Annotated in this window: 11 protein-coding genes; 3 read left to right on the top strand and 8 right to left on the bottom strand. The window is 39.6% G+C overall.

Going from position 1 to position 11,242, the window contains the following annotated elements:
• The first annotated feature begins 5 nt into the window (after window positions 1–5).
• Complete coding sequence (gene galT, locus MF646_RS06580) at window positions 6–1,523, top strand: UDP-glucose--hexose-1-phosphate uridylyltransferase (protein ID WP_250095698.1); 1,518 nt, start codon at window positions 6–8, stop codon at window positions 1,521–1,523.
• 475 nt (window positions 1,524–1,998) lie between these two features.
• Here the strand turns inward: galT and MF646_RS06575 are convergent, their stop codons facing one another.
• The 4 genes from MF646_RS06575 to MF646_RS06560 all read right to left on the bottom strand — a co-directional run bounded on the left by MF646_RS06575 (window position 1,999) and on the right by MF646_RS06560 (window position 3,098).
• On the bottom strand, window positions 1,999–2,175 hold the full coding sequence (locus MF646_RS06575; RefSeq protein ID WP_250095697.1) for a YvrJ family protein: 177 nt from the start codon (window positions 2,173–2,175) through the stop codon (window positions 1,999–2,001).
• 59 nt (window positions 2,176–2,234) lie between these two features.
• Window positions 2,235–2,450: a DUF2922 domain-containing protein gene (locus tag MF646_RS06570; protein ID WP_275980225.1), complete on the bottom strand. Its 216-nt coding sequence runs from the start codon at window positions 2,448–2,450 to the stop codon at window positions 2,235–2,237.
• A gap of 34 nt (window positions 2,451–2,484) precedes the next feature.
• Complete coding sequence (locus MF646_RS06565) at window positions 2,485–2,688, bottom strand: DUF1659 domain-containing protein (protein ID WP_250095696.1); 204 nt, start codon at window positions 2,686–2,688, stop codon at window positions 2,485–2,487.
• A gap of 221 nt (window positions 2,689–2,909) precedes the next feature.
• Window positions 2,910–3,098 carry a hypothetical protein gene (locus MF646_RS06560; protein ID WP_250095695.1) on the bottom strand — a complete coding sequence of 63 codons (189 nt, stop codon included), beginning with the start codon at window positions 3,096–3,098 and terminating at the stop codon, window positions 2,910–2,912.
• A gap of 164 nt (window positions 3,099–3,262) precedes the next feature.
• Between MF646_RS06560 and MF646_RS06555 the strand changes: the two genes are divergently transcribed.
• Window positions 3,263–3,418 (top strand): YjcZ family sporulation protein, encoded by a 156-nt coding sequence (locus MF646_RS06555; RefSeq protein WP_250095694.1) that lies wholly within the window; start codon window positions 3,263–3,265, stop codon window positions 3,416–3,418.
• Window positions 3,419–3,550: 132 nt separating this feature from the next.
• Here MF646_RS06555 and MF646_RS06550 read toward each other — a convergent pair whose 3' ends face one another.
• From MF646_RS06550 to MF646_RS06540, 3 genes are all read right to left on the bottom strand, one after another.
• Window positions 3,551–5,863, bottom strand: a complete 2,313-nt coding sequence (locus tag MF646_RS06550) for a M14 family zinc carboxypeptidase (RefSeq protein ID WP_250095693.1) — start codon at window positions 5,861–5,863, stop codon at window positions 3,551–3,553.
• A gap of 135 nt (window positions 5,864–5,998) precedes the next feature.
• Window positions 5,999–7,648 (bottom strand): S8 family peptidase, encoded by a 1,650-nt coding sequence (locus MF646_RS06545; protein ID WP_250095692.1) that lies wholly within the window; start codon window positions 7,646–7,648, stop codon window positions 5,999–6,001.
• 132 nt (window positions 7,649–7,780) lie between these two features.
• A complete protein-coding gene (locus tag MF646_RS06540; RefSeq protein ID WP_250095691.1) occupies window positions 7,781–8,803 on the bottom strand; it encodes a C40 family peptidase in 1,023 nt (340 codons plus the stop codon).
• Between the two features lie 294 nt (window positions 8,804–9,097).
• On the opposite strand from MF646_RS06540, the gene MF646_RS06535 reads away from it, so the two are divergent.
• Entirely contained in the window at window positions 9,098–9,949 is an 852-nt protein-coding gene (locus MF646_RS06535; RefSeq protein WP_250095690.1) for a DUF6612 family protein, read from the top strand.
• 42 nt (window positions 9,950–9,991) lie between these two features.
• Here the strand turns inward: MF646_RS06535 and MF646_RS06530 are convergent, their stop codons facing one another.
• On the bottom strand, window positions 9,992–10,924 hold the full coding sequence (locus tag MF646_RS06530; RefSeq protein ID WP_250095689.1) for a polysaccharide deacetylase family protein: 933 nt from the start codon (window positions 10,922–10,924) through the stop codon (window positions 9,992–9,994).
• Window positions 10,925–11,242 lie beyond the last annotated feature (318 nt).

Raw genomic sequence — 11,242 nt, 5'->3', positions numbered from 1 at the left:
AGACAATGGGTGTACACATTCATGAACAAATTGAACGACTCCTACATTACGGATTACAAAAAGGTCTTATTACAAAGTGGGACCTCGATTATAGCCGAAATCAAATCTTTCAAGTATTAGGAATCGATGACGCAGAGCCAGTTCAAGTAAGTGACGAAGAGCTAGAGACGCCTGTTGAGATCTTAAGCGAAATAGTAGATTGGGCGGCAGAACATAACATTCTTGAAGAAAATACCGTTACGTATCGTGATCTACTAGACACAAAAATCATGGGCTGTTTAACAGCGCGTCCTTCAGAGGTTGTTAAAGATTTTTATGAGCGTTATGAGGCGAACAGCCCAACGGATGCAACAAAAGCTTTTTATCAATTTTCAAAAGATGTTCATTACATTCGAACAGACCGAATTGCAAAAAATGAGCATTGGTATGCACCAACCGAATACGGCGATATGGAAATTACCATTAATCTATCTAAGCCAGAAAAGGATCCGAAGGCGATTGCGGCAGCAAAGCAGCTTGCATCGACCTCGTATCCGGAGTGCTTACTATGTAAGGAAAATGTCGGTTTTGCTGGAAGGGTAAATCATCCTGCTCGTCAAAACTTACGAGTGATTCCGCTGACGTTAACAGAGGAACAATGGTACTTGCAATTCTCACCATATGTTTATTACAACGAGCATGCAATTGTCTTTTTAGGCGAGCATGAACCGATGAAAATCTCTCGAAAAACATTTGCAAGGTTGCTAGAGTTTGTGGAGCAGTTTCCGCATTATTTCCTTGGTTCGAACGCAGATTTGCCGATTGTCGGAGGATCGATTTTAAGTCATGATCATTTCCAGGGTGGGAGCCATGACTTCCCGATGGCCCAGGCGCCGATTGAACATTCTTTTACGGTAGCAAAATTCCCAGACGTTCAAGCAGGGATTGTGAAATGGCCGATGTCGGTTGTTCGCCTTCAAGGAGAGTCACGTGAATCTCTCGTTGAGGCAGCGGATTACGTACTAGCTCAGTGGAAACAGTATGAAGATCGCAATGCGGACATTCATGCGTTTACAGGTGATACACCTCATAACACGATCACGCCAATTGCGCGCAGACGCGGGGAATTATTTGAGATTGATTTAGTGTTGCGCAACAACCGCACAACAGATGAGCATCCAGATGGTCTTTTCCATCCACATGCGGAAGTACATCATATTAAAAAAGAGAACATTGGCTTAATTGAAGTGATGGGTCTTGCTGTGCTTCCGGGACGTTTGAAAGAAGAGTTAGAGGAGCTTGCGAATGTGCTGTCAACAGATAATGCGGAGGCGGTCATTTCTCGCAGCGAGGGGATTGCGAAGCATCTTGATTGGGCTTTGAAAATTAAGGCGGCTCACCCAGAGTTGTCGGAAGAGAATGTGACATCAATTCTACAAGATGAAGTAGGAAAAGTATTTGCAACGATCTTAGAGCATGCTGGCGTGTTCAAACGAAATGATGAAGGAACAGCTGCATTCCTACGTTTTATTGAATCATTATGATTGATCAAGTTAATGAGCTAACGCTTGGGTGTTAGTTCATTAACTTTTTTAGTAGAAAGAGGAGTAGAGTGGATAAGAGAGTCAGTTTGACAACGGTTGAACGTGCTCTTTAGCATAAAGAGGATGAAGAGCCTCTTGTCTGAAATAGAGGAAGGAAAAGGTCGTCATGGAGGAGATGAAAACTCAAACGACCCAAATAGAGCAAGGAAAAGGTCGTCATCGAGAGGATGAAGCCAAAACGACCAATCAGAGCAGGAAAAGGTCGTCATCGAGAGGATGAAAGCCCAAACAACCGAAACAGAGCAGGAAAAGGTCATCATAGAGTAGATGACGACCCAAACGACTAAAACAGAGCAAGGAAAAGGTCTTCATCAAAGAGATGAAGACCCAAGCCGTCAAAACAGAGCAAAGAAAAGTTCCTCATCGAGCGAATTCAGTATTCAGTAGAACTGCAGATTTGAGGCACCTCTATCTGCTACTCTATCATCTTCTTCTGCTCCACACCCCGATATGTTTGTTGATACAAGTTTTCTGGCAGTTTTAAAATCGATTGGTTAACAAGGTCGAGCTTGTTCTCTATCCGGTGAAGAAGGTAGAGAGTCACAATGACCGGAAAGCCAAACTCACTTAAAACTGGCAGCCATGCCTCCATAGGGTTGTCCTCCTTTCAAAAAAAGAGGGAGGATACAAGTTCCTCCCTCTCCTTACTCATTAAATTTCAATATCTTCAACAGTACGATCAACAATTCTCGCGGATTTCTTAGCGACAATGTCTCCGCCAGATGATACAAACGCATTTTGTGCGACAATCGTATCCATCGCTGAACTAACAGCAGCGGCGTTCGCTGGGTAGACAGGGTTGTCTAGAGAAAGAGTGACATTTCCACCCATTTCATTTTCAAATACTAACTCAAGTCGTTTGCTCAAAGGAATTCCTCCTTTCTACTCATTTTTCAATTCATTACATCAAGCTGTGAATGTTCGTACGGTCAACAGAGACTAAATCCCACTCTTGAAGAGGAGCTAACACTGTTGCAACCGATGTAAGCTGTTGGTCGGTTGCTGTTGGTTTGACGTTGTTGAAGCTCTTCGTTCTTCGAATTGGGTTGCCCTCGTTGTCTTGACCGTTTTCTAAACTTAGAATCAAACGAGAATCGACTAGCATCGTATCACCTCCTCTCACTTTGTATATATAAGTGAGAGTGAGAAAACGTTTAGAGGCATGGATAAAATTTTTTGAAATGAGCAGGCAGAGGGTTTAACTGTAACTAGTTGAAAAAGGAATAGGCGGGTCTCAAAAGGTCAAATACAGGAAGCCACTGAAAAAGGTCAAAACCGTACCTTTTTCAGTGGCTTCCAAAAACAGCCCTTGTGAGCCCCCTTTCGTTAAAGCTTTCGAAAAATAAACAGTACGCCTTTAATAATGAGATAAAGTGAGAAGACCAATACAGCTAGGAGACCAATCACTGTTGTAATTGGGTCAATTCCAGCTAAAAACGTACCTGATAATGGTAAGTTTAATAAAGCGAACCCTGCTAAAATACATGCTAGCATTAAGAAAATCCAACTACTCATGCTTCATCCTCCTTTCTTTACTAATTTATGTACAAGGAAGGAGGGAGTGCTTGTCTTTAGCAGGATGAGTTTTTGTAAAAATTCTCTTACCCTGTGACCATCACCTAAACGAATTTTTTTTTTGGACATACAATATAGCATAACTGGTGGAAGGAGGGGAAAAGATGAGCTACTATGGATACGGATATGGCTGCGGTTATGGTCCACAGGTGGCAGGTGCGTATCATCGCCCTGGAACGGGATTTGCGTTAATCGTTGTTCTGTTCATTCTATTAATTATTGTTGGAGCTGCTTTTGTAGACGATAAAAAACGTTGCTAATAGAAGCTCTACTGAAAAAGCGCCTTGATTAGGCGCTTTTTTATTGGAAGGAACTGATCAGTTATCTCGATGGGTTTATAGGAGAATAGCATACAAAAGAGCAGGCTGCTCCTGAGCGCCTGCTCTTTTGTATTAAGGTCGAAACGTTGGTTCTTCTGTCCTTGCCATAAAGACGGAGAAGTGAGCCCGTGTTAATGGTGACTCAGGACGGAAGGTATGATCAGTAAATCCTGTTGTAATGTTATGTTCGACTAAAGTAGTGATGTGAGCTTCAGCCCAATGAGACTGAATATCTGTTATATGAGATAGAGTCGAAGTAGAGCTTAACTGATAGGCATTTGTTAGAATAGTTGCCATTTCTGCTCGTGTTAATGGTTGATTTGGACCAAACTGATCTCCCTTAACAAACTCTGCAAATAGTCCTTCATCGATTACCGCAGCGATTTCTTCATAGCCATTTAATGTTGTTGCAACATCAGTAAAATTAGTATTTGGCCGCTTCTCTAGATCAAGCTCGAAAGCTCGTGCAATCATTAATGCTGCTTGTCTTCTAGTGATATGATTACTAGGTTTAAACGTGCCATCTGAATACCCGTTAATAATATTGCGGTTAGATAACCATACAATTTCTTCTATACTTGGATGCCCATCTCTTACATCAGTGAAACCAGATTTATTTGATGGATTGTCTAGTTCTTTAGGTTTTTCCTCTTGTTTTGGTGGCACTTCCTCTTGTTTAGCTGGTGTTTCTTCTTTTGTATTATTGGATTGTGCCTTCTCAATTTTAGCATGTAACTCATTTTCTCTTTGAGTCAATTGTTTCGCAATCTCTTTCATACGAGAGGAGTTGCTTATTTGGATAGACGCTGCTTTTTTCAATTGTGTGCTTGCTTTCTCAGGTCCGTCTTTCGTTAGTGTGATTTCGACTTCATTTAAGGCTAGGTATTTAGTTACAGCACCATCTATTAATGCAATGGTTTCTTTAGCTGGAACGGCATATGCTTGTGAGATCACACGGCGATTTCCAACACCTACTACATTTTCAATCGCAGCTTCCGTTCTTTGAAGCTCATGTTTCACGCTTTCTAAAGCCGCAATAGTCTTATCGTTTAACGTGTTTTTGTCAATGGATTGGTTTAGTTCAACATTACGTTCCGTTAACAATTCGCCACGATTCATTGCTCGCATTACTAGTGTGGCACGTCTGCGAAGTTCAATTGTTCGTTCTAAGCGTTGTTGCAGGTTGCGTTTCACAGCGTTATTTGGTAACTGTCGAACAGTACTTGCTGCGTTTGAAATCGCATCCCGTGTTTTGTCGTATTGTCTTTCAAATTCAGGTGTAAGTCTTACATTTTTAGGTGAGGTGATAATATAAAACTCTGTTAATCTATTTGCTTCTCTTTCTGCTTTGCTTACTTCGTTTTCGGCAACAGTGGATAAACGGTTTAAATAAAGTTTATGCCCTTCATAAGCAACATATAATCCGACATAGCGATTCTGCTTCCAAACTCGATCAAACTCTGAAATCGGTAAATTCGTTTGTCCAGGGTATCTGCCGAGTTCAGGAGTAAAACCTGGACGTTTAAACTCTTGAATAAACCAATCGGTCATTCCTCCACCTGAAGGGTTAGGTCCTGGATAAATTAAGCGGTAGCCTGTTAGCTTTCCTATTTGTTTTGCATAAGCTAAATCGCGGTTATAACGGCTTCCTGTTTGATGAAAGTTCCAGAATAAAATTTCTCCACTCGAATGATAACTAACCGTCATTTCGGGATCAATTCGATATGTAAAGTCAACAATTGCTTTAGTTTCACTAGCTGAATGCGGCCTAGTTCCTTTATAGTTTGCAAATTTAGGCTTTCCTGGGTCGTTCTTTATGTTCCGCCAATCGGCATCGTATTGGCGATTTAGGTCGACACCTTTGGCATTAGCTTTCCATCTTTTAAAGTCACGGCTGCCGTCATTCATTTGAATGATACTTGCATGATCTTTTGATGGAAAAGCGGAAAGGCCAAATTGCTGCAGCTGAACACCATCTGGATTGACCATTGGCACAAACCACATCGTTGTTTCGTTTAAGACGGTCCTTACGCGATAACCACCCATTGTGCTGTTACTTTTGTAGGCGCGTGCATACTGTTCAAGCATATGCATATTCAAATTCGTTGAAAGCCATTCTCTTGCATGATGAGAACCATTAATAAAAACAGTTGAGTTTCCTTTCCCTAATGCGACTGCATAAATATTTCGTCCGTACTCACTTTTCCCAATGACCTCGTATTGAATTAAATCAGGGTATTTTTTCGCAAGATTTTTAATGTCTTTTTCCATTTGAGAATAAGAGTATTTTTGCTTAGGGTTAACAATGGTTGATGCTTCAATACTAGTAGAAAATGAGAAAAGTGATAAGAGAATAATAAAAAGGGCGAGTCTTTTGCCGTTCATAAGTCTTTCATCAACTCCTGTTGTTATTTGACAGTAATAGTTTACTAGAAAACTAAGCAAAAAGCCCTATTTATTTTTAAGGACGGAGGAAGTATATAAAAAATGCTAGAGACGTTACACCGCCTCTAGCATTTTTTATAACCTTAACTCCTCGTTCAGTAATCTTGCCATAATAACAGCAAATTGCATTCGTGAAATTGGCTTATTTGGTTGAAACGTTCCGTCGGGATATCCACCGACAATGCCAAGCTCAACTAATATAGGAAGCGCTTCTGCTCCTGTTGTTGTTTCACTTACATCAGAGAACGTGTTCTCATAGTCACCTTCTAAATTGTAGGCTTTTCCAATAATCTTGACCATTTGTCCACGTGTCATAAAGTTATTAGGTCCAAATGTTCCATCTGAGTAGCCTGATATAACTCCTCTATTTATAGCTTCTAGGACATAGCCTGAGGCGAAGTAGTCTTGTCTTACATCAGGGAATTTTGTACTTCTTTGCGTACCATCCCAATTACTGGAACGACCGATCATCGCAACCGCTTGTCCACGTCGCACGTTATCTAGAGGTTTGAAGTATTGGTTGTTGTCATATCCTGTAATAATGTTTCTTTCAAATAAGTAGCTAATATGTTCAGCTGCCCATGAATTTATGCTTACATCTTTGAAAGAATGCAAAGTAGGATCAGTAGAACCTTTCTTAATAGGTGGCTGGACGAGTCCAAAGCCAAATAATTCGTCACGTCCTTGTGCTCCTAAATCAAGTGCATTGTTCCTGACGAGCCTGCGAATTTCAATATTAGAAGCGTTAGGGTACGCTTCTTTATAAAGTGCAATGACACCAGCGACGAATGGGGAAGACATGGACGTCCCATCCATATGTGTATAACCATTATTTAAATATGTGCTGTAAATATCTACACCAGGTGCTGTTAATTCAATGGCTGCGCCTGTTGCAGAAAACCTAGCAATCTTGTTATTTTTATCAAGAGCAGATACGGCAATAACACTTCCATATCGAGCAGGGTACTGTACAGGCATAGGCTTATCAAAGTTGCTATGCTTGTTACCCGCAGCAGCGACAATGATTACACCGCGTTCATGAGCTTCGTCCACTGCGGACCTTAATGCTGTATGTGATTCATCGGTACCTAAGCTTAAGTTAATAATATCCATTCCATTATTAACAGCCCACTCAATCCCTCGAATCGTATCATTCAGCCGTCCCATACCATTTCGATCCAATGTTTTGACAGCATATAATTGAACTCCTTGAGCAACACCAGGAGCCTTACTTGCAGTGGAAGCAATAATTCCTGCTGCATGAGTGCCATGTCCAAAATCATCGTTGTAAGAGTTTGTATAATTAACCATGGATACCCCACCTGTCACTTTAAGAGCAGAGTGATTCGTTGCAATGCCGCTATCGATGACAGCGATTTTGACTCCTTTTCCAGAATAACCAGAATCCCAAGACTGAGGGATATTTAAATGTTCAATTCCCCAATTTTTTGAGGAGGAAGAAGTTGATGTTAATTGGATGTTTGGTTCAACTGTATGGATACTAGAATGTAAGATTAGTTGATCAAGCTGGTCACGGCTCGTTTGGACAACGACACCTGGAAATAAATCAAAGCTCTCAATTATCTCAATATGTGCATTTTCTAAAACTGCTTCATCTATGTGATCGTTAAATGTAATAATGTATTCTTCTACTTCTTTTGCATGGTCAAGTCCTAGTAAAAGAACTAGACTTAACATTAAGAGTATAAATGGTTTTGCCTTCATGAATAGCCTCCCCGTATTCGTTTGTAACGATGACTCTTTTACTATCATACCTAAAACTTCAAAAAATTTGAAGAGAGTATCGTTGGAAATAAAAAATGATAGGTTATGAGAAACCTATCATTTTAGAATGAATTATTCATATAATGCGCGGTGTAAGAACACGGCAAGCTGAGCTCTCGTTGTTGAGTTATTTGGTCTAAATGTATTGTCATTATGCCCAGTTGTAATCCCGCTTGCTGCTAATCTTTGGATAGCATCATACGCATTTGATGATGAAGGAACATCAGTAAAACCAGCAGCTGTCACAGCTTCAGGCAAATCAAATGCTCGATCAAATACAATTGCTATATGAGCTCTAGTAAATGGATCATTAGGACGGAAGTTACCGTTTGAGTCACCTTTGAATAGTCCCGCATCAACTACTGCTTGAATTTCTTCATAGCCACTTGTATTAGAATGAACGTCATTAAAGTCACCAGAGTAATTCGTTGGTTTTAAGTCTAATGCTCTTGCTAATAATCGAGCAACTTGAGAGCGAGTAATTTCATTGTTTGGCTTAAAAGTAAAGTCATTATAACCATTAATGATTCCGGCTTCTCCAAGTCTTTTAATCATGTCATGTGCCCAAAAAGAGTTATCGACATCATGATATTGACCTGCTGGCAATGAAACAGGCTTTGCTTCTTGAACAGTTGGCTGTTTTTCTTCAATCACTCGTTTAGCCCCTAAATAACGAGGACCCCAATAATGAGGATCATTAATGGAAGAAGTACTCACTCCATTGGAAGAGGATGCATGTACAAATTGATTGTTACCTATGTATACACCAGAGTGTGAGGCTCCTGGTTGATATGTTTCAAAGAATACTAGATCACCAGGTCTTAGGTTCGATTTAGAAACGTTTTGCCCAACACGATATTGTTCTGCAGTTGTACGTGGAAGCGAAATTCCAACTTGATCATAAACGTAACGCATAAATCCAGAACAATCAAAACCACTTGGTGTTGTTCCTCCCCATCTGTAAGGAACTCCGATTTGTGCTTTGGCAGCTGCAACGACTTTGTCTGCTGTTGACGACGCACTTACCTGATTACTAGGATACAATGTAACTAGTAAAATGACGGCAAGCAGAGTCATCATTATTCTACTAAACAAGAAAATCACTCCTAAATTTCTACAATATGTATGTTTTATATCAATTTATTACGGGTATGTACTCTGTTAGTCTATCATAAGAAAGAAGTGTCGAATATTACAGTTTCGTAACAGAATAATGTCAAAGAATGAAAAGAAATTTGTAATATTTGGTAGTTTTGTGGTGTGATTACTTTGAATTCATTCTTAGATGAAATATCGCTTGTTTTCGGATAACCCATTTATGTACAATAGGAAGAGTGATTAATTAGCGTAAATCGTAGTTATTTGTTGTCATAAATAGGAGAGATAGTTATGAAAAGAAAGATAGCAGCAGGGATCATACTTATGGTCATAATCATCTTAACAGGGTGTCGTGAATCTATTTCAACGGAAGAAGTCTATGATGAAGGATTGGCCCAATTAGAACAATTAGAAACCGTGTCATTATCAAGGACGCAAAGCTTACGAGCTCAACAGCAGACATTTCGCAGTACGATGGAGGCAGATGTACAATTTGAGCCGTTAGAAATGTATGGAACGGTTGAAATGTCCTTACTCGATTTGCGGGAACCTCTGCAATTTCAAATGTATTTAAATGATGATGAATGGCTTACTTTGCCAGACCATCAAGGAGCTACTTGGGAAACAAATGATCGTGAACAATTTGATGACGTAGTTTTTGAAAATATATCTTCGTTATTATCAATTTATAAGCCATATCGCCATGAATTTCTAATGAAAGAAGTGGATGTAGTATTTGCCGAAGATGTGTCAGAAGTGGAAGTTATTGATGAGGCTGAGGAAGTAGACCTCGAACTGGAAGAAGATGAAAACAAGCAAATCGTTGCAGCTTATGAAGTATCGTTTCGAGGTTCCGATGAAAAGTATAAGCCTCTTGTTCGCAGTCACCTTGAACAAATGAATTTAAGCGAATTACAAGGAGTAGATTTAGATTCTGTTATGGAATCAGTGGAAATTGAGCGGATTGATATGATTGTGCAAGTAGATCAAGAAACGTTTGATATCCTAAGGTTTCAAACAAGGTTTCGATATTTAGTAGAAGTTCTTGATGAATTTCATGTCATTGATGAGTCGGTGATTATTAATTTACGAGATCATAATGAGCCAATTGACTTTGATCAGTTGCGAGAACAAGCTATATAAAAAAGCAGAGCGTGCTCGCACGCTCTGCTTTTTTGAATGCCTCTATATTCCTTCATCCAAAACAGAAGGCTTAAACGTTTCGATTCGTTCAATTAATTCTATACCTGACACGTTATCATTAACATTAAGGCGGTTAATTCGCAGGGGATTGTCAGTTATATGGCTTGTCCGTCTCCCTGTTAGTAATACCAATTCAAATCCGACATCTTGAACAATTTGTTCGGTTACATCATTAAAGGCTCCAAAAGGATAAGCGAAGGAGAAGACCTTTGTTCCAAGTTCTGTTTCAATCACATCAATTGATTTTTGTAAATCATCAAAAATCCGAGTATAGTATTGCTCGTCTATTTCCTCTTGGTCATCCCGTTCCTCACGAAGAAGCATGGCTTCAAGGCCCTTTTTTTCTCGATGATGCAAATCATACGTATGGCTTTGAATATCAATCAACCCGGACTCGACCATCTCAAGAGCCTGGTCCCATGTAAAGTGTGGGATGTTCAATCGTTCTTTCCCCATTTTGCTAGCGATAACGTAGATCGTTGCATTCATATCCAACTCTTTTAAAATCGGAAAAGCAAATTCATAGTTACTTAGATAGCCGTCATCGATTGTGATCCAAACGGGTTTATCTGGTAGACCATCATGTTTCTTTTGATAAAACTGTAACGCTTGTTCGGTCGTAATGGTTTCATATCCGGCTTCTTTTAATGCGAGTAATTGATTTTTAAACGTTTCTGGAGTTACGGTCATGGATGGGTAATCCGTAATTTCTTCTTCAAAATGATGATACATGAGTACAGGTAGATACTCTGATTTCACGTATGGGTTAAGCTTATTTGATGTGTTTTCTAGGACATATGATTCATTATTCTCTAGAACAAGTTCTGGATTATAGGCTTCTTCGGACTGAAAAATGCTATATAAACATGCACCAATGGTTATTAAGATAATGGACGTGGCAAATAGGTTTCTCAATGAAACGCTCCTCACAAAAAAGTTAGTAAGTAGTAGTCGAAAACTCCTATATTAGATTACCATTTTATTACGAGAATGCCTATGAGGATTTAAGTGGAAGATAGAAATCTAAGTGAAAAGCGAAGCTACTGAAAAAGGTACCATTCAACCTTTTTAGTGGCAATGACTCCGCACGCTAAAAAGCCTGCTATGAGAAGATCGCTAGTATAGATGAAGACAGAAGGAAGAGGGGAGAGGTTGAGAAAAGAGCATCATAGCTATAAGGAAGACCAATTTTAATGTAAATCAGTTGCAAAAAGAGTCTTTCATAACTCAAAA

The organism is Halalkalibacter alkaliphilus, from assembly GCF_023555415.1.
Classification (GTDB): Bacteria; Bacillota; Bacilli; order Bacillales; family Bacillaceae_D; genus Halalkalibacter; species Halalkalibacter alkaliphilus.
Note: the sequence above shows the minus strand (reverse complement) of the source record. Positions and strands in the feature narration are given on the sequence as shown.